The sequence below is a fragment of the Burkholderia sp. THE68 genome (assembly GCF_009938265.1).
Classification (GTDB): domain Bacteria; phylum Pseudomonadota; class Gammaproteobacteria; order Burkholderiales; family Burkholderiaceae; genus Caballeronia.
This window is the reverse complement of the sequence record NZ_AP022315.1, coordinates 371759-393508: the sequence shown is the minus strand read 5'-3', so window position 1 is coordinate 393508 and position 21750 is coordinate 371759. Positions and strand designations below refer to the sequence as shown.

At 64.3% G+C, this 21750-nt stretch carries 14 protein-coding genes; 8 read left to right on the top strand and 6 right to left on the bottom strand.

All coding sequences use genetic code 11. The features are described from left to right. Positions 1-81 precede the first annotated feature (81 nt). The 4 genes from grpE to hrcA all read right to left on the bottom strand — a co-directional run bounded on the left by grpE (position 82) and on the right by hrcA (position 3815). A complete protein-coding gene (grpE, locus tag BTHE68_RS01890) occupies positions 82-672 on the bottom strand; it encodes a nucleotide exchange factor GrpE (RefSeq protein WP_162066742.1) in 591 nt (196 codons plus the stop codon). A 502-nt stretch (positions 673-1174) separates the two neighbouring features. Further along, a complete protein-coding gene (locus BTHE68_RS01885) occupies positions 1175-1582 on the bottom strand; it encodes an RNA-binding S4 domain-containing protein (protein ID WP_162064899.1) in 408 nt (135 codons plus the stop codon). A gap of 25 nt (positions 1583-1607) precedes the next feature. Continuing rightward, positions 1608-2675, bottom strand: a complete 1068-nt coding sequence (gene hemH / locus BTHE68_RS01880; protein WP_162064898.1) for a ferrochelatase — start codon at positions 2673-2675, stop codon at positions 1608-1610. A gap of 123 nt (positions 2676-2798) precedes the next feature. Next, positions 2799-3815: a heat-inducible transcriptional repressor HrcA gene (gene hrcA, locus BTHE68_RS01875; RefSeq protein ID WP_162064897.1), complete on the bottom strand. Its 1017-nt coding sequence runs from the start codon at positions 3813-3815 to the stop codon at positions 2799-2801. 186 nt (positions 3816-4001) lie between these two features. Between hrcA and BTHE68_RS01870 the strand changes: the two genes are divergently transcribed. Continuing rightward, positions 4002-4898 carry an NAD kinase gene (locus BTHE68_RS01870; protein WP_162064896.1) on the top strand — a complete coding sequence of 299 codons (897 nt, stop codon included), beginning with the start codon at positions 4002-4004 and terminating at the stop codon, positions 4896-4898. A 43-nt stretch (positions 4899-4941) separates the two neighbouring features. Continuing rightward, on the top strand, positions 4942-6594 hold the full coding sequence (gene recN / locus BTHE68_RS01865; protein WP_162064895.1) for a DNA repair protein RecN: 1653 nt from the start codon (positions 4942-4944) through the stop codon (positions 6592-6594). Between the two features lie 8 nt (positions 6595-6602). Here recN and glnE read toward each other — a convergent pair whose 3' ends face one another. Then, complete coding sequence (gene glnE, locus BTHE68_RS01860) at positions 6603-9398, bottom strand: bifunctional [glutamate--ammonia ligase]-adenylyl-L-tyrosine phosphorylase/[glutamate--ammonia-ligase] adenylyltransferase (protein WP_162064894.1); 2796 nt, start codon at positions 9396-9398, stop codon at positions 6603-6605. A gap of 185 nt (positions 9399-9583) precedes the next feature. Between glnE and BTHE68_RS01855 the strand changes: the two genes are divergently transcribed. From BTHE68_RS01855 to aroG, 4 genes are all read left to right on the top strand, one after another. Continuing rightward, the gene (locus BTHE68_RS01855; protein WP_162064893.1) at positions 9584-13876 is read left to right on the top strand and encodes a YhdP family protein; all 4293 of its coding nucleotides are present in this window, start codon (positions 9584-9586) and stop codon (positions 13874-13876) included. Positions 13877-13945: 69 nt separating this feature from the next. Continuing rightward, positions 13946-14776 (top strand): carbon-nitrogen hydrolase family protein, encoded by an 831-nt coding sequence (locus BTHE68_RS01850; RefSeq protein WP_162064892.1) that lies wholly within the window; start codon positions 13946-13948, stop codon positions 14774-14776. A 135-nt stretch (positions 14777-14911) separates the two neighbouring features. Beyond that, positions 14912-16378 carry a metalloprotease TldD gene (gene tldD / locus BTHE68_RS01845; RefSeq protein ID WP_162064891.1) on the top strand — a complete coding sequence of 489 codons (1467 nt, stop codon included), beginning with the start codon at positions 14912-14914 and terminating at the stop codon, positions 16376-16378. Between the two features lie 334 nt (positions 16379-16712). Then, positions 16713-17786, top strand: a complete 1074-nt coding sequence (aroG, locus tag BTHE68_RS01840; RefSeq protein ID WP_162064890.1) for a 3-deoxy-7-phosphoheptulonate synthase AroG — start codon at positions 16713-16715, stop codon at positions 17784-17786. A gap of 81 nt (positions 17787-17867) precedes the next feature. On the opposite strand, the gene BTHE68_RS01835 is transcribed toward aroG, so the two are convergent. After that, on the bottom strand, positions 17868-18431 hold the full coding sequence (locus BTHE68_RS01835; RefSeq protein WP_162064889.1) for a cob(I)yrinic acid a,c-diamide adenosyltransferase: 564 nt from the start codon (positions 18429-18431) through the stop codon (positions 17868-17870). 219 nt (positions 18432-18650) lie between these two features. Between BTHE68_RS01835 and BTHE68_RS01830 the strand changes: the two genes are divergently transcribed. Further along, on the top strand, positions 18651-20069 hold the full coding sequence (locus BTHE68_RS01830) for an FAD-binding oxidoreductase (protein ID WP_162064888.1): 1419 nt from the start codon (positions 18651-18653) through the stop codon (positions 20067-20069). 103 nt (positions 20070-20172) lie between these two features. Further along, positions 20173-21684, top strand: coding sequence for an FAD-linked oxidase C-terminal domain-containing protein (locus tag BTHE68_RS01825; RefSeq protein ID WP_162066741.1), 1512 nt, complete (start codon positions 20173-20175; stop codon positions 21682-21684). Positions 21685-21750 lie beyond the last annotated feature (66 nt).

Genomic DNA, 21750 nt, shown 5'->3' with positions numbered 1-21750 from the left:
TACGCAAGATAAGAGCGCCAGTTTCGATTTCAAGACCCTGAAGACGATGCGGTCTATAACTTTTTTTGTGGGGCGCCGATCTTACTTCGGTGCGGCGACGGTCACGAGCGCCGGACGCAGCACGCGGTCGGCGATGACGTAGCCCTTCTGCAGCACCGTGACGACGGTATTCGGCTCCTGCTCGGCCGGGACCATGGAAATAGCCTGATGGCGATGCGGATCGAATTTCTCGCCGACCGGATTCACCGCGATCACTCGGCCCTTTTCCAGCGCGCCGGTGAGCTGGCGCAGCGTCAGCTCGACGCCCTCGCGCACCTTGGCGAGATCCGTCGATTGATCGGCGAGCGCGGCTTCGAGGCTGTCGAGCACGGGCAACAGGTTTTCCGCGAAATTTTCGATGGCGAATTTATGCGCCTTCGCGACGTCTTCCTGACTGCGGCGGCGCACGTTTTCCGTCTCGGCCTTGGCGCGCAGGAAGTCTTCCTTGAGCGCCACGATGGTGGCCTGCGCTTCGGCCAGCGCGGCCTCGGCCTCATTCGGCGCGGGCTGCGGCGCGGCGGGCGCGTCTGCCGGTGCGGCCTGCGCCGCATTGGTCGTGTCGGCGGCCTGGCGCGCGTTATCGTCGGCGGGCGTCGGGTTCTGGCTCGCTGAATTCTCTTGCGTGTTTTCCATGTCGCTTGATGTGTATTGCTGTGAGTTGAACCGGATGCGATCGCGGCCAGATTCAGATGGTCGCGTTTTTCGCACTAACGGCCGAAATTGGGTCGTCGAAGATATTTTCAAGCCTTCAGACGAATTTTTCGGACTTTTTTCAGTGCTTCTTCGGTACTTCAATGGCGCGGAAATGGCCGGTAACACGCACTTCGCCGCACCGCGCAATTTTGAGATTGAGGGAAAGTCCTGAGTCGCCTACACTTCAAACAAGCAGCGCAGGACGCACGTTAACCCTAATCCTACGAATGCTTTTCAACCGCTTACAGCCCTTGCCCGTTTCCTGACCCGGCCGCGTCGCGCCCGGGCAACCCGCTCTCCGGGGGTACCATGAAACTGACCTTTGCTATCGCGGTGGTCGCCCTGGTACTCGTCGCGGGAACGACCACCATTTGCATGTCCGGCGTCGTGACCGACCGTACCACCGAGTACGGAGGGGTTCACGCGACCATCGAAAGCTACTTCAATCCGAACGAGAAAATTTGTCGATAGTCCGGCGGTCCCGCTTCGTCGGCCTGCCCTGCAGGTTGGCCGCGGGCTCGCGGAACGTCTTGCGGCGCTCCGCTTCGGCCACGCGTTTCGCCCGGCCCTCTTCCGTTTCGGCGTAAAGGGTCTGCGCGACCGTCGCCGGGCCGCGCACGTCGCACAGGCCCAGCACTTCGACTTGCCACACGATCTGTTCGATATCGATCTCGACGATATCGCCGACGCGCACGTCCTTCGACGGCTTCACGTTCGCGCCGCCGATCTTCACGCGCCCCTTCTCGACCGCGTCGCTCGCGAGCGAGCGCGTCTTGAAGAAACGCGCCGCCCACAGCCATTTGTCGATGCGCAAACGCGCGCCAGGTTCCGTCGAAATCTTGTAGTTCATCAGTGAATGCTTGTTGAAGCCTGCCTCAGGCCACCGCGGTAAGCGGCTGCACGGTCTGCACCGGCCATCCCTGCAAATGCTGCGCGGCGATTTCACCCAATGCCTTGATCCATGCGGGCGCGGAATTCAGGCAGGGAATGCGGTGGAACTGCCTGCCGCCGGCCTTCAGGAATTCATCGCGCACCTCGATGCCGATCTCCTCGATCGTCTCCAGACAATCCGCCGTGAAGCCGGGACAGAACACATCCACGCGCGCGACGCCGCCCGCGCCCAGTTCGGCGAGCGTCGGCGCGGTGTACGGCTGAAGCCACTCCGCGCGGCCAAAACGCGACTGGAACGTCACACGGCATTCCACCGGCGTGAGTCCGAGCGCGGACGCGAGCAGCGCGCCCGTCTGCTGGCACTGGTCGTGATACGGGTCGCCGAGATCCATCGTGCGCTTGGGCACGCCGTGGAAGCTCAGCACGAGCTTGTCGCCCGCGGCAAAATCCGGCTGGCCGTGGTGACGCCAATAATCGCGCACCTGTTCCGCCAGCGCGCCGATATACGCCGGATGATCCGCGTAGTGACGAATCGTGCGGATTTCCGGCTGATTACGCACGCGCCTGAGCGCGGCGAAGGCATCGTCGAACGCGGTGGCGGTCGTGGACGACGAATACTGCGGATACATCGGCAGAAGCAGAATGCGATCGGCGCCTTCGAGCTTCAGTTGATTGAGCATCGCGCCGATGCCCGGCGTGCCGTAGCGCATCGCGTAGTCGACGATCACGTGATAGTCGTTCGCCGCAAAGAGCCGCCGCAACCCGTCGACCTGCTTTTCGGTATGCACGCGCAGCGGCGAGCCTTCGGGCATCCAGACCTGCGCGTACTTCTTCGCCGAGGAGCGCCCGCGAAACGGCAGGATCAGCCCGCGCAGAATCACCTGCCACACGAGCGAGGGAATTTCGACGACGCGTGGATCGGACAGGAATTGCGCCAGATACTTGCGCACCGCCCGCGGCGTGGGCGCGTCCGGCGTGCCGAGATTGATCAGCAGCACCGCGACGCGATGCGAAGCGCTGGGCTGCGAGGGCAACTCGAGGTCGAAACGCATAGGGGCAGGCGGGCCGGGAAAGGTCGTCGGAAAAGGTGAAGACCATTATAGCGGCGCGCCCGAACGCGCATCATTGGCCGAACGGCCTAGTGGCACAGCCTCGCGCGGCGCGCCAAGATGGCGTTACTGGTGACTGAGCGACATCGACAGCAGGCGCGCGGTGATGTCCACGATCGGAATCACGCGGTTGTACGCCATGCGCGTCGGGCCGATCACGCCGAGCGTGCCGACGATCTTTCCGTTGACTTCGTACGGCGCCGTCACGACGCTCATTTCCTCGATCGGCACGAGATTCGACTCGCCGCCGATGAAAATCTGCACGCCTTGTGCGTGACTCGATACATCCAGCAATTGCAGGAGGCTCGTCTTTTGGTCGAACAAATCGAAAAGCTTGCGCAGCCGCGCCATGTCGGACGAAAGGTCCGCCACTTCGAGCAGATTGCGCTCGCCGGAAATGAGCACGGTGTCCGTGGGGTCGGTCTCGGCCGTACTCGCGACCACGGCCGCCTGCATGAGCGTGGTCATGTCGCCGCGCAACTGGTCGATTTCCTCGCGCAGGCGCCGGCGCACTTCGTCGAAAGACAGGCCCGCAAAGTGCGCGTTGATGTAATTGGAGGCTTCGACGAGCTGCGAGGGCGAGTAGTCGCGCTGCGTCGCCATCATGCGGTTCTGCACGTCGCCTTCGGGCGTCACGATGATGAGCAGGATGCGCTTGTCCGACAGCCGCATGAACTCGATCTGCTTGAACATGTGACTGCGGCGCGGCGTGAGCACGACGCCCGCGAACGACGACAGATTGGACAGCACGCTCGCCGCCGCCGCGACGATCTTCTGCGGTTCCTCGCCTTGCAGGCGGGTCTTGACCGCGGTGGTCATCGCTTCGTCTTCGGGCGCTTCTACAGTCAGCATCGTGTCGACGAAGAGCCGGTAGCCGCGCGGCGTGGGAATCCGCCCCGCCGACGTATGCGGGCTCGAGACGAGACCGAGCTCCTCGAGATCCGACATGACATTGCGGATCGTCGCGGGGCTCAGTTCGAGACCGGAATGACGTGATAACGTGCGCGAACCGACCGGCTGACCTTCGGCGATGTAGCGCTCGATCAACGTCTTGAGGAGGGTTTGTGCACGTGGGTCTAGCATGGGGAAATTTTAGCTCAACGAGTCGAGGGGCGGCGTGCCGCGCCGCGAGTGCTACGTTCAACGTCCGCTCCATTCTAGCGAGAAACAACGCGCGTGCCCGCGCGACGCTGCGCGGTCCGGCGAAAGCGCGCCAGAACGCCGTCGCGCACGGTTCTTTTCGCTCTCTGACTATGGTGTAATGCCGGCATGGAAATTGGCCAATTCAAGACCGTCGCCCTCGTGGGGCGCACCAACACGCCCGGCATCGAGGCGCCGCTGAGATCGCTCGCCGATCACCTGGCCCAGCAAGGCTTCGAGGTCGTGTTCGAGGCGGGCACGGCGAAGGACGTCGGCGTGACGGAGTTCCCGGCGTTGTCCATCGCCGAGATGGGCGCGCGCGCGGACGTCGCGATCGTGCTCGGCGGCGACGGCACCATGCTTGGCATCGGCCGCCAGCTCGCGCCGTACAAGACGCCGCTCATCGGCGTGAATCACGGGCGGCTCGGCTTCATCACCGACATCCCGCTCAAGGCGGTCCGCGAACTGGTGCCGCAGATGCTCGCCGGCCAGTTCGAGCGCGAGGAGCGCAGCCTGCTCGAAGCGCGCATCATGCGCGACGACAAGCCGATCTACCACGCGCTCGCGTTCAACGATGTCGTGGTGAATCGCAGCGGCTTCTCCGGCATGGCGGAACTGCGCGTCTCGGTGGATGGCCACTTCATGTACAACCAGCGCTCCGACGGCCTGATCGTCGCGACGCCCACCGGCTCGACCGCCTACGCGCTGTCCTCGGCGGGGCCGATTCTCCATCCGCAGTTGCAGGGCTTCGTGCTCGTGCCGATCGCGCCGCATTCGCTGTCGAATCGTCCGATCGTGCTGCCCGACGATTCCAAGGTGACCATCCAGATCATCGGCGGGCGAGACGTCAACGTGAACTTCGACATGCAGTCGTTCACCGCCGTCGAGCTGAACGACGTGATCGAAGTGCGGCGCTCGAAGCATACGGTGCCGGTGCTGCATCCGGTCGGCTACAGCACCTACGCGACGTTGCGCAAAAAGCTGCACTGGAACGAGCATCCGTCGCAGGATTCTTCGGCGCTCTGATCCACCCGCATCCCGAATTCCGAATCCCCTTTCCGAAGCGTCCATGCTCCGTCATCTTTCCATTCGAGATTTCGTCATCGTCGCCACACTGGATATCGATTTCGATCCAGGCTTCACGGTCTTTTCGGGTGAAACCGGCGCGGGCAAGTCGATCCTGATCGACGCCCTCGCGCTCACGCTAGGCGCGCGCGGCGACGCGAGCGTCGTGCGAACCGGTCAGGCGCGCGCCGACATCACCGCGGAATTCGGCACGCATCCGCAGGTCACGCGCTGGCTGGACGAGCACGCGCTGTCGCAGGACAGCGACTCGGTCATGCTGCGCCGTGTGATCGACTCGGGCGGACGCTCGCGCGCGTTCATCAACGGCACGCCCGCGACGCTCGCGCAACTGCGCGAAGTGGGCGAAATGCTCGTCGATATTCACGGTCAGCACGCGCATCAATTGCTGATGCGGCCCGACGCGCAGCGGGAACTCTTCGACACCCACGCGCAATTGATCGATACCGCCGGCGCGGTGAATCGTGCGTGGCGCGCCATGCGCGATGCACAGCAAGCCGTCGAGACCGCGCAAAGCCGCGACCGCGAACTGCAACTGGAGCGCGAGCGTCTCGCGTGGCAGCTGAGCGAATTCGACAAGCTCGCGCCGCAGCCGGGCGAATGGGAGGAAGTGAGCGCGGAGCATCATCGGCTATCGCATTCGGCGAGTCTCATCGACGGCGTTCAAGGCGCGCTCGGCGCGCTCTCCGAATCCGACGAAGCGATGATCTCTCAGCTCGGCGCGATCATCTCGAAGGTGCGCGGTCTCGCCGATATCGATCCCGACCTGAACGACGTGCTCGCCTCGCTCGAACCGGCGGAGATCCAGTTGCAGGAGGCGTCGTACTCGCTGTCGCATTACGCGCAGCGGCTGGAGCTCGATCCCGACCGCCTCGCGCAAGTCGAAAGGCGCATGGACCAGTTGCACTCGACGGCGCGCAAGTTCCGCCTGCAGCCCGAGACGCTGCCGGAAGAACACGACGCGCGCCGCCGTCAACTCGCCGACCTCGACGCCGCTGCCGATCTCGACGCGCTCAACGCCGCCGCCGACAAGGCGAAGAGCGACTATATCGCGCAGGCCAAGGTGCTGTCGAAAGCGCGCGCGAAGGCCGCGAAAAATCTGTCGAAGGCCGTCACCGAAGGCATGCAGGAATTGTCGATGGCGGGCGGGAGCTTCGAGGTCGCGCTCGTGCCGCTCGCCGAAGGCGGCGCGAACGGGCTGGAGCAGATCGAATTCCGCGTCGCCGGTCACGCGGGGGTTGCGTTGAGGCCGCTCGCGAAAGTCGCTTCAGGCGGCGAACTCGCGCGCATCAGCCTCGCGCTCGCGGTGATCGCGAGCACCGCGAGCCCGACGCCCACGCTCATCTTCGACGAAGTGGACACGGGCATCGGCGGCGGTGTGGCGGAAGTGGTCGGGCGTCTCTTGCACCAGCTCGGACGCGACCGTCAGGTGCTGTGCGTTACGCACCTGCCGCAAGTGGCCGCGCGTGGCGATCAGCATTTCCAGGTCGCGAAGTCCTCCGACGACGCCGGCGGCACCGTCAGCACGGTGACACCGCTCGACAAGAGCAAGCGCGTCGAGGAAGTCGCGCGCATGCTGGGCGGGCTGGAGATCACCGCGACCACGCGCAGGCACGCGAAGGAAATGCTGGCGGCCTGAACTCCGGCTCAGTCAGCCGCCACCTCGAACACCCGTTCCCACAACGCCGTCACCGCGTCGCGTTCGGCCTGAACCTCGGCCGGATCGACGCGCGCCTTTTCCATGCCGTCGAGCCGCAACGTGTGCTGGAGCTTGCGGTAATGCCGGTACGCCGCGCCGATCACATCGGCTTCGTCTTCGGCGATCAACCCGCTCTTCGCTGCGAGCTTGAGCAGCGTGATATTGCCCGCGTTGCGCAGAAACTCGCGATGCTCACGTGTATGCAGCAGCACCCAGTACTGCACGATGAACTCGATATCGACCATGCCGCCGCGATCGTGCTTCAGATCGAACAGGGCGCTGCGATTCGGATGCCCGTCGGCGACGCGCTGGCGCATCGACACGATCTCGCGCGCGAGCGCGGCGGCGTCGCGCTCCATCACGAGCACGTCCGCGCGAATCCGCTCGAACTCCGCGCCGATTTCGGCATCGCCCGCGCTGTAGCGTGCCCGCGAAAGCGCCTGATGCTCCCAGACCCACGCGGTGTTCGCCGCGTCGCCCTCGCGAATCTGATAGCGGCGAAACGATGCGAGGTCGGTTACCAGCAGGCCCGATTCGCCGTTGGGCCGCAAGCGCAAATCGACATCGAACAGTGTGCCCGCGCCGGTTGCCGCTGTGAGCCAGGTGATGAGGCGGCGCGTGAACATCGCGTAGATGTCCGAGGCGGCGTCGTCGGCATCGTCGTAGAGGAAGATGAGATCGAGGTCCGACGCATAGCCCAGTTCCTTCCCGCCGAGCTTGCCGTACGCGATGACCGAGAAGCGCGGCGTCTCCCGATGCCGCTTCGGGAACTGCTTCCAGACCGTTTGCACCGTCACGTCGAGAACGGCGTCGGCGAGTTCGGACAGGCGGTCGCTCACGTGCTCGACCGTCAAATGCCCGGCGAGATCGATCAGGAGAATGCGGAACACTTCAGCCTGATGCGCGTGACGCAGCAGATCCATCTGATGTTCCGCGTCCTCGGCGGCGTCGAGCCGCGCGGTCAGCGAATGCTTGAACGCGGCCCAGTCGAACGGGCTCGCGATGGCTTCGTCGTCGAGCAATTCGTCGAGCAATTGCGGATGGCGAATGAGATAGCCCGCCGCCCAGCGCGAACCCGACAGCACCGACAACACGCGCTCCAGCGCCTTCGGATATTCCGTCAGCAGCGCGAGATACGCGCCGCGCTTGGCCGTAGCTTCGAGCAGATCGAATAGCCGCACGATGGTGTCGCCGCGCCGCGCCGTCTCGATCGACTGCACGGCTTCGAGCGCGCGCTGCGCGACGATGTCGAAGCGCTCGCGGCTCTGCGATGGCAAGCCGGCATAACGCGCCGAATTCCACACGCCCGTCAGACGCGAGAGCACTGGCGCGGGGTCCGCGAAGCCGAGTTCCATCAGACGCGCGGCGAGTTCTTCCTGCGCGGAATCGTCGGCGAGCGCGCTGCTCCAGATCCACGTCGCCGCCGAATCCTCCGCGACGCCGCAGCCGCCCTGCCCGCTGACCTTGTCGGCGAAGATCGCGTCGAACTGCTGCTCGACGAGTTCGCGATGCGCGTCCAGCTTCTCCATCAGCGCGGCGTAGTCCGCGAACCCGAGCGAGTTCGCGAGCAACACGCGTTCGTCGTCGGCGACGGGCATCGCGTGCGTCTGCGCGTCGTTGCGGTATTGCAGGCGATGTTCCACCGTGCGCAGGAACAGATACGCATCGGAGAGCGCGCTGCACACGCTGGGCGCGAGCAGGCCGTGCGCGGCGGCGCGTTCAAGGACGGCAAGCGTCGGACGAATGCGGAAATCCGCCGCCTGACCGCCGCGAATCAACTGAAACACCTGCGCGCTGAACTCGATCTCGCGGATGCCGCCGCGTCCGAGCTTGACGTCATCGGCCTTGTCGGGACGCATCGACGCGCGCCGCCGCGCTTCCTGGCGAATCTGCTGATGCAGCGAACGGATCGCGGCGATCACGCCGTAGTCGAGATAGCGCCGGTAGATGAACGGCGTCGCGATTGCTTCGAGCTGCTTCGCGAGGCGCTTCGCGGAATCGCTCTGCGTCTCCGAGACGAGCCGGCCCTTGATCCACGCGTAGCGTTCCCATTCGCGGCCCTGCACGTAGAAATACTCTTCGAGCATGCCGAGGCTGCACACGAGCGGACCGGAATCGCCGTTCGGCCGCAGCCGCATGTCGACGCGAAACACATAACCGTCTTCCGTGATTTCCGCGAGCGCGCCGATCAGCCGCTTGCCGAGCCGTGTGAAGAATTCCTGCGTCGCGAGCGCGGAGCGCGTGCCGCCCGCGGTTTCGCCGTCTTCCTCATAGACGAAGATCAGATCGATGTCCGACGATGCGTTCAGCTCCCGCCCGCCCAACTTTCCCATGCCGACGACGCCGAGCGTCAGCCGCTCGCCGTCCGGTCCGCGCGGCTCGCCGAAGAGCGCTTCCAGATCCGCCGACAGCACCGCGAGCGCCCGCTGCACGGTGACTTCGGCGAGGTCGGTCATTGCGCCGGTGACTTCGGCGACGTCCGCCGCGCCCGCGAGATCGCGCTCCATCACCGTGCAGAACACGTCCGTTCGCAGCCGCCGCAGCGCGGTCTTGAGCGCGGCCTCGTTGAGCGCGCCGTTTTCGCTGCACGGCGCGCAGTGCGCGTCGAGCCGCGCTTCGATCCACTCGCGCGTGATGCGCGTCCGTGCCCACTGCGCGACGTTCGACGCCAGTTCGGGCCGCGCCGCATACGCGCGCGCCGCATAGTTGGAATAGTCGGAACTGAGAAGGGTTGCGTCGGTCATGAAAGGTTGGGTTCGCTCATTGCTTGCTTGATAAGACATCGCGCTTCATCTACCGCGCCGCGAGTCTTGCCGGGCGCGGCTTTGCGAGCATCCACGCGTGCACAGGCAGCGGCCGTGGCCGCCATGCCCGTGTTACATTTCAGCGTCAAACACGCAAAACTACCATATCGCCCGACAGCAGCAGCATGTCCGACAGCAGACCATCCGTCGACCCGAACGAAGTTGGACAAGCCAAGCCCAGCGGCAACGCCGAGCGCGTGCTTTCACGCATCTTCAAAATCATTCTGGTCATTGCGGTCATCGCGTATTTCGCGGTGGCGGGCATTTACGTCGGCCTGCGCTATCTCGTCATGCCGCAGGTCGATTCGTTCCGGCCGCGCATCGAGCAGCTCGTCTCTTCGAAGATCCACGCGCAGTTGCATATCGGCAGGATTTCCGCGCGATGGTCCGGGCTTTCACCGACACTCGATATCGACAATCTGCGCATCGACGCGACCGATGGCTCGCCCGGTCTCGCCGTGCCGCACGCGAGCGCGAGCATCGCGTGGGCGTCGCTCCTGCATCTGCGGCCCAAGCTCGCGGACCTGACCGTCGACGGGCCCGACGTGATCATCGCGCGCAATGCCGACGGCACGCTGTCCGTCGCGGGCGTGCCGATTCCCGCGCAGCGCACCGGCTCGAACGCGTTCACGACCTGGCTGCTCGGTCAGGACCACATCCTTCTGCGCGACGGCACGCTGCGTTGGCGCGATGCGCAACGCACCGCGCCCGAGATCGCGTTCAAGCGGCTGCATCTGGCGATCATCAACGACGGCACGCGTCATCGGCTCGCGCTCAAGGCGCCCGCCGACGGCGAGGTGCTGCACGGCCCGCTCGACCTGCGCGCGGACTTCCGTCACCAGCCGTTTTCCGCGATGGGCGCGCCCGCGAACTGGAGCGGCCGCCTCTATGTGTCGACCGGCCCGGTCGATCTGCCGACGCTCGCGCGCTACGTGAAGATGCCTTTCCAGATGTACAGCGGCCGCGTCAACAACGAAATCTGGCTGAACTTCGCGGGCGGCCAGTTGCAGAACGCAAGCGGCGCGCTGACCGGCGCGAACATCGCGTTGCGCGTGCGTGCGACGCAGCCGCGCCTCGATCTGCCGATCACGCGCTTCGGCTGGAGCCTCGCCAAGAACGACACCGAGTACACGCTCGACCTGCGCGACCTGCAGGCCGAGCTCGGCCAGCCGACGCTCGCGGACGGCACGCCCGTCGCGCGCCTTCTGGTGTCGCGCGAGTTGACGGCGACGTTTCGTCCGCCGAGCGTCGGCAAGGGCCAATTGCTGCGGCTGACGGGCGATACCGTCGATATCGGCATCCTCGCCGAATTCGTGCGCGCGCTGCCGGTGCCCTCGAAGATTCTCAACGAACTGCTGCGCTTCAATCCGCGCGGCCAGGTTTCGCATTACACGATCTACACCGAACGCGCCGCGCCGAAGACCGAGGACGAAGCGCATCAGCAGCGCCAGAAAGGCGACGCGGCGCTGCTGCATTACGCGTTCAAGGGCAAGCTCGAAGGCCTGAGCGTGCAGGCGCAGGAGCCGCCGCCCGGACTCACGATCAACAACCATCCGCGTGCGGGCATTCCGGGCGTCGAGAATCTGTGGGGCAGCGTCGACGCCAACGAGAAGGAAGGCAGGATCACGATCGACACGAAGAACGCCGCGGTCATCATTCCCGGTGCGTTCGACGATCCGCGCCTCACCTTCGATTCCTTGCAGGGCAACGCGCGCTGGACCGTCGCCGAGACAATCGCGCCGGGCGAATTGCGCCGCGCGTTCACGATCCATCTGGACACGCTGCGCGTGAAGAACGCGGACGCCGAAGGCGAAGTCACCGCCTCGTACTGGAACCAGGGCCACGGGCGCGGCAACCTCGACCTGAAGGCGAAGGTCGCGCATCTGAAGGTGACGAGTCTCGTGCGCTATCTGCCGACGAGCCTGAACGAGCGCGTGCGCGTCTATCTCGGCCACGCGTTGCAGGCGGGCGTCGCGAAGAACGGGACGCTCGAAGTGCACGGCGATCTCACGCGCTTCCCGTACGCGAAGTTTCCGGATGCGGGCATCTTCCGCATCAACGCGCCGTTCACGGGCGGCAAGTTCGACCCGACGCCGTTCCCGCCGCGCAAGATGGCCAACGGTCTGCCGAATTTCTGGCCGGCGTTCGAGGGCATCGACGGCGTGTTCACGCTCGCGCAGAACAAGCTCGGCTTCGACATCGACAAGGGACACTATCGCGGCGTGAAAGTCTCGAAGGTCGTCGGGCGGATCGACGATACGGGCAATCGCGAGACCAAGCTGTGGATCGACGGCAAGGCGCGCGGCCCGCTCGCCGACATGCTGCAATACGTCGACGACAGTTCGCTCGGCCTGATGGCGAAGCACGCGACGCGCAAGATCGACGCCAAAGGCGACGCCTCGCTCGCGCTCACGCTCGGCATTCCGCGCTTCCGTCCGCCCCCGCCGCTGCCGCCGATCAAGCCCGAGTACAAGGGCTCGCTCACCTTCGCCGACAACGAAGTCACCTACGGCACGCTGCCGCCGCTCACGCATCTGCGCGGCCGCGCCGATTTCGCCGCGAAGACCGTCACGCTGAACGGCCTCACCGCGCAACTGCTCGGCGGCGACGTGCGCGCGAAAGGCGGCGTGCAGCCGGACGGAAGCTATGCGATCGACGTCGACGGGCGCATCGGCGCGGATGCCGCCGAGCGGCTCAACCGGCGCATCACGCCGCAGGTCGCCGCATTCATGAAGCACATCGACGGCACCGCGCCCTACGAGCTGCACGTGCGTGGCGTGAGGAACGCGCTGCCCAACGTGCAGGCGAGTTCGGACCTGACGGGTCTGGGCATCGATCTGCCCGCGCCGTTCGGCAAGGCGCGCGGCACGCCGATGCCGTTCTCGTTCACCTTCCAGCCCGCGACGGGCGGCGCGTCCGATCTGCATGACGCGCGGCTGAGCGTCGGACCGGTGGCCGCGCATTACGTGTTTCAGCAGATCGGCCAGGCGCAGGTGAAGATCGATCCGCAGAACCCCGCCGAGCCGATGAACATGCGCGCGCGTCTGAAGGTCGTGCGCGGCGCGATCGGCGTGAACACGCCCGCGAACCCGCCGGCCGAAGGCGTGAGCGCTAGCGCCGATCTGAACGAGCTGGACGCCGATGCATGGCGCAAGACCTTCGCCGAGATCACGGGCGCAGCGCCCGAGCCGGCGGCGGCCGCGAACGCGCCGCGCCCGCCGATGAGCGAGAACGTCAGGCAGTTCATCCCGACGCGCGCCGCCATCCACTTCACGACGCTCAAGCTGCTCGACCGGCGCTGGGAGAACGTCGCCATCGACGCGAGCGAGTCGGATCGCAAGTGGCAGGCGAACATCGCGTCGGATCAGATAGCGGGCGATGTCGCGTGGACGCCGGGCGCGACGAAGGACAGCCCGGGCGCATTGCAGGCGCGCTTTGCCAAGCTCGTGATTCCGGAGAAGACCGGAGGCGATTCCGTCGACAAGGCAATCCGCAAGCCGCCGCGCAACATGCCGACGATCGATCTCATCGTCAATGAGCTGGTGTTCCGCGGTCGCAGCCTCGGGCGGCTCGAAGTCGACGCGCACAACGAGGTGATCGCCGACGAGCCCATCTGGACGCTCGACAAGCTCGAACTCGCGAATCCCGACGCCACGCTGACCGCGAACGCGACCTGGCGCACGCTGCCGGGCGGCGTCATCACGGCTTCGACGCGCAACGACGCGGACGACAGCGTCCCGCGCCGTACATCGATCGATTTCAAGCTCGACGTGAAGAACGGCGGCCAGTTGATCGACCGGTTCGGCGCGCCGCATGTCGTCAATTCGGGCAACGGCACGATCTCGGGCCACGCGGGCTGGAACGGCGGCCCGACCACGCTCGATCTGAACACGCTCGATGGCAACGTCGCGGTCGATCTGCGGCACGGACAGATTCTGCGCGCGCCGGGCGCGGCGAAGTGGATCGGCATCTTCAGCCTGCGCAGCCTTGCGAACCTGCTGACACTGCATTTCGAGGATGTCGTCGGCAAGGGTCTGCCGTTCGAGAAGATCACGGGCAACGCGAAGATCGTCGATGGCATCAGCCGCACGGACGACTTCCTGATGGTGACGTCGCCCGCGCGCGTGCAGATGCAGGGCCTCGTCGATATGCCGAAGCAGACGCAGGATCTGCACGTGAAGGTGATTCCGACCGTCGGCGCGGGCGCGGCTGCGATCGGCGCGGCGGTCATCAATCCGCTGCTCGGTCTCGGCGTGCTCGCGGCGGACATCGCGCTGTCGGCATCGATCCAGAAAGCGTTCGCGCTCGACTATTCGATCACCGGTTCGTGGAGCAAACCCGTCATCCAGCGTCTCAAAGGCGATCAGGGTAAGATCGAAACACCCGCCGCCGCCGTGGCTCCGTCCGCTGCCCGCTGAAAATGGACGTTCGCGCGAGCCTCGGCGACGCCGTTTTCGTCCCCTATTTTTTAATCGGCGCATAGAGACATGAGCGAAAGATCAAGCGATAGTGCGGCGCCGTTTCAGGTCGCCGCGCTCCAGATGGTCAGCACGCCGGACCTCGAGCGCAATCTGGCCGACGCCGGACGCCTGATCGCGGAAGCCGCGCGCGGCGGCGCGCAACTGGTGCTTCTGCCCGAGTATTTCTGTTACATGGGCTTCAAGGATACCGACAAGCTCGCGATCCGCGAAACACCCGGCGCAGGCCCGATCCAGCAGTTTCTCTCCGACGCGGCGCGCGAGCATCGCGTGTGGATCATCGGCGGAACGCTGCCGTTGCAATCGACGGACCCGGACCGCGTACTCAACACGACCCTCGTCTTCGATCCCGCCGGCAAGCAGGTCGCGCGCTACGACAAGATTCATCTGTTCAATTTTGAAAAGGGCGAGGAATCGTTCGACGAAGCGCGCACCATCTGCCCCGGCAGCGAAGTGCGGACGTTCGAGGCGCCATTCGGGCGCGTGGGATTGTCGGTGTGCTACGACCTGCGGTTCCCCGAGCTGTATCGCAAGCTCGGCGATTGCGCGCTGATGGTCGTGCCTTCCGCGTTCACTTACACGACCGGCAACGCGCACTGGGAAACCTTGCTGAAGGCGCGCGCGGTCGAGAATCAGTGTTATGTGCTGGCCGCGGCGCAAGGCGGCAAGCACGAAAATGGCCGCCGCACGTGGGGCCACAGCATGCTGATCGATCCGTGGGGCGAGATCGTCGCCGTCAGGGAGGAAGGCATGGGCGTGGCGGCGGGCGGCATCGATCTGCAACGCATCGCGGCCGTGCGACAGAGTTTGCCGGCCTATCGACATCGCGTGATCGGGTGATCGCGCGCTCAACCCAATGATGACTTGAAGACGCGGGTTTCTCCCCGCACATGATTCGACTGGATCAGACCGTAGAATAGTCTGCAATTCGTCTGAAATATCATTGACTCGTCACGAACACGCAATAGGCACCGCATGAACATCATCGAACCCGGCATTCGGAATCTGGTCACGGCGAAGGACGTTTTGCTCACGCCCTACGGCCTCGACGAAGGGCTGATCACCCGCACCCTCGCGGAAATCTTCACGCATCGCGTGGATTACGCGGACCTCTATTTCCAGTCCACGCGCAGCGAAGCGTGGAGTCTCGAAGAAGGCATCGTCAAATCGGGCAGCTTCAGCATCGATCAGGGTGTCGGCGTGCGCGCCGTGTCCGGCGAGCGCACGGCGTTCGCGTATTCGGACGACCTGTCGCCCGAATCGATCCGCCAGGCCGCGATCGCGACGCGCGCGATCGCCAAGGCAGGCGGCGGCAAGCACAAGGTCAAGCCGGCGAGCACGCTCACGGGCGTGTCGGGGCGCGATCTGTATCTCGCCGCCGATCCGTTGCATTCCCTCGACGCCACGGCCAAAGTGAAGTTGCTGGAACGCGTCGAACAAATTGCGCGGGCCAAGGATCCGCGCATCACGCAAGTGATGGCGGGCATGGCCGGCGAATACGATGTCGTGCTCGTCGCGCGCAGCGACGGCGCGCTCGCGGCGGACGTGCGTCCGCTCGTGCGCGTATCGGTGACGGTGATCGCCGAGCAGAACGGCCGGCGCGAGATCGGCACGGGCGGCGGCGGCGGACGCTTCGACTACGCCTATTTCACCGACGCGATCCTGCAAAAGTACGTCAACGACGCCGTGCACGCCGCGCTCGTCAATCTCGAAGCGCGCCCGGCTCCGGCTGGCGCCATGACTGTCGTGCTCGGGCCGGGCTGGCCGGGCGTGCTGCTGCACGAGGCGGTCGGACACGGCCTGGAGGGCGATTTCAACCGCAAGGGGTCGTCGGCGTTCGCGGGGATGATCGGCGAACAGGTGGCGGCCAAGGGCGTCACCGTGGTCGATGACGGCACGCTGCCGAACCGGCGCGGGTCGCTCAACATCGACGACGAAGGCAATCCGACGCAGTGCACCACGCTGATCGAGGACGGCATTCTCAAGGGCTACATTCAGGATTCGCTCAACGCGCGCCTGATGAAGATGCCGGTCACGGGCAACGCGCGCCGCGAATCCTACGCCGCGCTGCCGATGCCGCGCATGACGAACACCTACATGCTCAACGGCGACAAGGACCCGCAGGAGATTCTCGCGTCCGTGAAGAACGGCTTGTACGCGGTGAACTTCGGCGGCGGTCAGGTCGATATCACCAACGGCAAGTTCGTGTTCTCGGCGTCCGAGGCGTACATGATCGAGAACGGCAAGATCACGTATCCCGTGAAGGGCGCGACGCTGATCGGCAGCGGGCCGGAATCGCTCAAGTATGTGACGATGATCGGCAACGATATGTCGTTGGATAGCGGCGTCGGCGTGTGCGGCAAGGAAGGCCAGAGCGTGCCGGTGGGCGTCGGTCAGCCGACGTTGCGCATCGAGAAGATGACGGTCGGCGGGACGGTGTGAGTTTTTTATGCGGGTTTTCCGCATCGGATGCGTTTGTTTGCGGCATCGCCGCGTGGTCCGATGCGGATTGTCCGCGTTTTCGTAGCGGCGGGGTTGTCAGCGCCGTAGGTTTGCGGTTATAAAAGCAGTCACAACTTTTTTCGACACGCCTTCGATCCATCATGTCCGCCAAGTTTTATTTTTATTTCTTTTGGCATCTCAAGCCGCTGGCGGATCGAGAGGGGTGAGTCGTACACAGGTTGAAAAGACCGAATTCCCGAAAAAACCGCCAGCGAGTCTGGCGGTTTTTTTTCGTCTCATAGTTTGATTAGAACGTTGCCGTTGGAGAACCGACATGCCCCCGCACAATACCGATGATGTTCGTATCCGTGAGCTGAAAGAGCTGACCCCGCCCGCGCATCTGATCCGCGAATTCCCTTGCGCCGAACCTGTTTCCGAGTTGATCTACAACGCGCGGCAGTCGATGCATCGCATTCTTCATGGGATGGATGACCGGTTGATCGTGATCATCGGGCCTTGCTCGATTCATGATCCGAAGGCTGCCATGGAGTACGCGGGGAGGTTGATCGAGCAGCGTAAGCGGTTTGCTGGTGAACTCGAGATCGTGATGCGGGTGTATTTCGAGAAGCCGCGCACGACCGTTGGCTGGAAGGGGCTCATCAATGATCCGCATATGGATAACAGCTTCAAGATCAACGATGGGTTGCGGGCTGCGCGTGAGTTGCTGATGCGGATCAATGAGATCGGGTTGCCTGCCGGTACCGAATATCTCGATATGATCAGCCCGCAGTACATCGCCGATCTGATTTCGTGGGGAGCGATCGGGGCGCGAACGACGGAATCTCAAGTTCACCGCGAACTGGCGTCTGGGTTGTCGTGCCCGGTCGGGTTCAAGAATGGCACCGATGGCAATGTGAAGATTGCTGTCGATGCGATCAAGGCGGCCTCGCAGCCGCACCATTTTCTCTCTGTAACCAAGGGCGGGCATTCGGCGATTGTTTCGACTGCGGGTAATGAGGATTGCCACATCATTTTGCGCGGCGGTAAGGCGCCTAATTACGATGCGGGGAGTGTGGATGCTGCTTGTAGTGATATTGGGAAAGCGGGTCTGGCGGCGCGGTTAATGATCGATGCGAGTCATGCTAATAGCTCGAAGAAGCATGAGAATCAGATTCCTGTCTGCGAAGATATTGGCAAGCAACTCGCGGCCGGAGATGAGCGGATTGTTGGAGTAATGGTTGAATCGCATCTTGTTGCGGGGCGGCAGGATTTGAAGGAAGGATGCGAATTGACCTACGGGCAAAGCGTCACCGATGCTTGTATTGGGTGGGATGAGAGCGTGAAGGTGCTCGAGGGATTGGCGGAAGCCGTCAAGCAACGGCGAGTAGTACGCGGCGGGGGCAATTAAAATCAGTAAGCGGTCGGATCAAACGCCGACCGCTTACCCCGACATCATGATGGCAATGACATGAGAAGGAAGTGCAAACCGTCAAGCATTCGACCCTCTCGGCGAGTTCCATAGAACGTCGACGCCACCGTCAACGCGATTCAATACTCGTGACAACACAAACATCAAATCCGACAACCGATTCACATACCGTCGCGGCGCCTCATTAATTCCCGTGGTCTCTGCACGCCCCAACGTCACAATCGCTCTCTCCGCCCTTCGACAAACCGTCCGCGCAACGTGAGCGAGAGCCGCCGCCCTCGACCCACCCGGCAAAATAAACTCCTTCAGCGGCGGCAGCGTCGCGTTGTACTCTTCCAGCCACGCATCCAGTCGCGCGAGATGCGATTCCTGAATCATCGAATGCCCCGGAATGGACAACTCCCCACCGAGGTCAAACAAATCATTCTGAATCTGCGTCAGTGCCGCTCTGACGTCCGAAGGCATCGGCTCACACAACAAAACGCCGATACACGAATTCAACTCATCCACATCGCCAATCGCGGCGATGCGCGCATCGTCCTTCGACACGCGGCTGCCATCGCCCAGCCCCGTGGTCCCATCATCGCCGGTACGCGTGGCGATCTTGCTCAAGCGGTGACCCATCACTGACTCCCTGAAAAGCGCACAAAAACCCGGCCCATTATAGGCACGCCGACACGGCGAAAACGCGCCCAAAACCCCGCCCCGCCAGCCTTCCCACCGACGGCGTAAAATGAGACAAACACCGTACGGTATTTCGCGCCAACCGCAGAACGAACCCGCAACGCGCATACCAAGCGCGCAAGCCAAGAACACAAATCCGCACCGCCCGGAGACAAGCACGTGAATCACCCCACCGAACACCACGCGCTCGAAAAGCGCCCCTTCCCCGCCACGCTTCTCGAAGCCCTGAAGCAGAAATTCGCCGGCCGCGTCTCGACAGCGCAGGCCGTAAGAGAACACCACGGCCGCGACGAGTCCCCGTTCGACCCGCAACTCCCCGACGCCGTCGTCTTCGCGCGCAGCACGGACGAAGTGCAAGCCATCGTCAAACTCTGCGCCGAGCACGACGTCCCGATCATCCCCTACGGCAACGGCTCCTCGCTCGAAGGCCATCTGCTCGCGGTGCAAGGCGGCGTCTCCATCGACCTGTCCGAGATGAACCAGGTTGTCTCGATCAACGCCGAGGACCTCACGGTCACGGTGCAACCCGGCATCTCCCGCAAACAGCTGAACGAAGCGCTCAAGGACACCGGCCTGTTCTTCCCGATCGACCCCGGCGCGGACGCCAGCATCGGCGGCATGTCCGCGACGCGCGCCTCCGGCACCAACGCCGTGCGCTACGGTTCGATGCGCGAAAACGTCCTCGCGCTCACCGTCGTGCTCGCCGATGGCCGCGTCATCAAGACCGGCACGCGCGCCCGCAAATCGTCGGCGGGCTATGACCTCACGCGTCTTTTCGTCGGCTCGGAAGGCACGCTCGGCGTCATCACGGAAATCACCGTGCGCCTCTATCCGCAGCCCGAAGCGATTTCCGCCGCCGTGTGCGCGTTCCCGTCGATGGGCGATGCCGTACGCGCCGTCATCGAGACCATTCAGATGGGCGTGCCGATCGCGCGCGTCGAGTTCGTCGACAAGCTCGCCGTGCGCGCGATCAACCGTCACTCGAACCTGACGCTGCGCGAATCGCCGATGCTGTTCTTCGAATTCCACGGCACCGAAGCAGGCGTCAAGGAACAGGCGCAGACCGTGCAGGACATCGTCGCGGAGAACAAGGGCGAGGACTTCGAATGGGCGACGCGCCCCGAAGACCGCAGCCGTCTCTGGAACGCCCGCCACTCGGCCTATTTCGCGATGCTGCAACTGAAGCCCGGCTGCCGCGCCGTCACCACGGATGTCTGCGTGCCGATTTCGCGTCTCGCCGAATGCGTCGAGGAAACGGAAAAGGATTTGCAAGGCTCGTATCTGCCGAGTCCGATCGTCGGCCATGTCGGCGACGGCAACTTCCACGTCGCGATGCTGCTCGATCCGAACAAACCCGAAGAACTGGAAGAAGCCGAGCGCATCAACAAGCTGATCGTGAGACGCGCCCTGAAGATGGGCGGCACCTGCACCGGCGAACACGGCGTCGGGCTGCACAAGATGGGCTTCATGATCGAGGAGCACGGCGAGGACGCCATCGCGACGATGCGCGCCATCAAACAGGCGCTCGATCCCAGGAACCTGATGAACCCGGGGAAAATCTTCGCTTTCGAAGGCTGAAGAAGTCGCGCAAGATGCACGCATGAATAAGCGAGCGGCACTGACCGCGCAGGCGTAAAAAGGAGGAGACGTGAACGCACCCGACGAGCTCAAGTCCGAGCGGATGTCGCCCAACCTGCCGCACGAGGACGCGCCCGCGCTGAGCGAAGATCAGCTCGCCGCGCGACAGCGTGAAGTCGTGCAGGCGCTGATGGCCGTGCTGCCGACGCATTGCCTGCTCTTTCGCGAGGAAGACACCGCGCCGTATGAGTGCGACGGTCTCGCCGCATACCGGCGCCTGCCGCTCGCGGTCGCGCTGCCGGAAACCGAGGCGCAGGTGCAACGCGTCGTGCAGATCTGCGCGCGTCTTTCCATTCCGATCGTGCCGCGCGGCGCGGGCACCGGCCTCTCGGGCGGCGCAATGCCGATCCGGCACGGCATCGTGTTGTCGCTCGCGCGCTTTCGCAAGATCGTCGAAGTCGATCCCTACGCGCGCACTGCGACCGTGCAGCCCGGCGTGCGCAATCTGGCCATTTCCGAAGCCGCCGCGCCCTACGGCCTGTATTACGCGCCCGATCCGTCGTCGCAGATCGCCTGCACCATCGGCGGCAATGTCTCCGAGAACTCCGGCGGCGTGCACTGCCTGAAATACGGCCTCACCGTTCACAACGTCCTGCGCGTGCGCGCGGTGACGATGGACGGCGATGTCGTCGAGTTCGGCTCGCTCGGCCCCGACGCGCCGGGCCTCGATCTGCTTGCGGTGCTGATCGGCAGCGAAGGCATGTTCGCGATCGTCACCGAGATCACCGTCAAGCTGATTCCGAAGCCGCAGACGGCGCAAGTCATCATGGCGAGCTTCGACGATGTCGTGAAAGGCGGCAACGCGGTCGCGGCGATCATCGCGGCGGGCATCATCCCGGCCGGCCTCGAAATGATGGACAAACCCGCGACGCGCGCGGTCGAAGAATTCGTCAACGCGGGCTACGACCTCGACGCCGCCGCGATCCTGCTGTGCGAATCCGACGGCACGCACGATGAAGTCGCCGAAGAAATCGTCCGCATGACGGCGGTACTGCGCGAGTACGGCGCGTCGCGCATCCAGATTTCGCGTTCCGAAGCCGAGCGCCTGAAATTCTGGTCCGGGCGCAAGAACGCGTTCCCGGCGGCGGGCCGCATTTCGCCGGACTATTACTGCATGGACGGCACCGTGCCGCGCCGCGCGATCGGACCGCTGCTCAAGCGGATCGAAGAGATGGAGAAGAAGTACGCGCTGCGCTGCATCAACGTATTCCACGCCGGCGACGGCAACATGCACCCGCTGATTCTCTTCAACGGCAACGATCTCGACGAATGGCATCGCGCCGAGGCGTTCGGCTGCGACATTCTCGAGTGTTGCGTCGAACTGGGCGGCACGGTGACGGGCGAGCACGGCGTCGGCATCGAGAAAATCAATTCGATGTGCGTGCAATTTTCGCCGGAAGAGCGCGACGCGTTCTTCGCCGTCAAGCGTGCGTTCGATCCGCCGGGGCTGCTCAATCCCGACAAGGGCATCCCGACGCGCGCGCGCTGCGCCGAATACGGCAAGATGCATATCCGGGGCGGGCTGCTGCCGCATCCCGAATTGCCGCGCTTCTGAAATCCCGCGAGGCGCGGCGCGCGTTCCGCTATCCACGTTTCTCCGAGTGCTACGGCGTTAAGCGGC

What these genes read in the sequence shown, in the direction of transcription:
- grpE (WP_162066742.1), bottom strand. Translation starts at nt 672, where the DNA reads ATGGAAAACACGCAAGAGAATTCAGCGAGCCAGAACCCGACGCCCGCC.
- BTHE68_RS01885 (WP_162064899.1), bottom strand. Translation starts at nt 1,582, where the DNA reads ATGAACTACAAGATTTCGACGGAACCTGGCGCGCGTTTGCGCATCGAC.
- hemH (WP_162064898.1), bottom strand. Translation starts at nt 2,675, where the DNA reads ATGCGTTTCGACCTCGAGTTGCCCTCGCAGCCCAGCGCTTCGCATCGC.
- hrcA (WP_162064897.1), bottom strand. Translation starts at nt 3,815, where the DNA reads ATGCTAGACCCACGTGCACAAACCCTCCTCAAGACGTTGATCGAGCGC.
- BTHE68_RS01870 (WP_162064896.1), top strand. Translation starts at nt 4,002, where the DNA reads ATGGAAATTGGCCAATTCAAGACCGTCGCCCTCGTGGGGCGCACCAAC.
- recN (WP_162064895.1), top strand. Translation starts at nt 4,942, where the DNA reads ATGCTCCGTCATCTTTCCATTCGAGATTTCGTCATCGTCGCCACACTG.
- glnE (WP_162064894.1), bottom strand. Translation starts at nt 9,398, where the DNA reads ATGACCGACGCAACCCTTCTCAGTTCCGACTATTCCAACTATGCGGCG.
- BTHE68_RS01855 (WP_162064893.1), top strand. Translation starts at nt 9,584, where the DNA reads ATGTCCGACAGCAGACCATCCGTCGACCCGAACGAAGTTGGACAAGCC.
- BTHE68_RS01850 (WP_162064892.1), top strand. Translation starts at nt 13,946, where the DNA reads ATGAGCGAAAGATCAAGCGATAGTGCGGCGCCGTTTCAGGTCGCCGCG.
- tldD (WP_162064891.1), top strand. Translation starts at nt 14,912, where the DNA reads ATGAACATCATCGAACCCGGCATTCGGAATCTGGTCACGGCGAAGGAC.
- aroG (WP_162064890.1), top strand. Translation starts at nt 16,713, where the DNA reads ATGCCCCCGCACAATACCGATGATGTTCGTATCCGTGAGCTGAAAGAG.
- BTHE68_RS01835 (WP_162064889.1), bottom strand. Translation starts at nt 18,431, where the DNA reads ATGGGTCACCGCTTGAGCAAGATCGCCACGCGTACCGGCGATGATGGG.
- BTHE68_RS01825 (WP_162066741.1), top strand. Translation starts at nt 20,173, where the DNA reads ATGTCGCCCAACCTGCCGCACGAGGACGCGCCCGCGCTGAGCGAAGAT.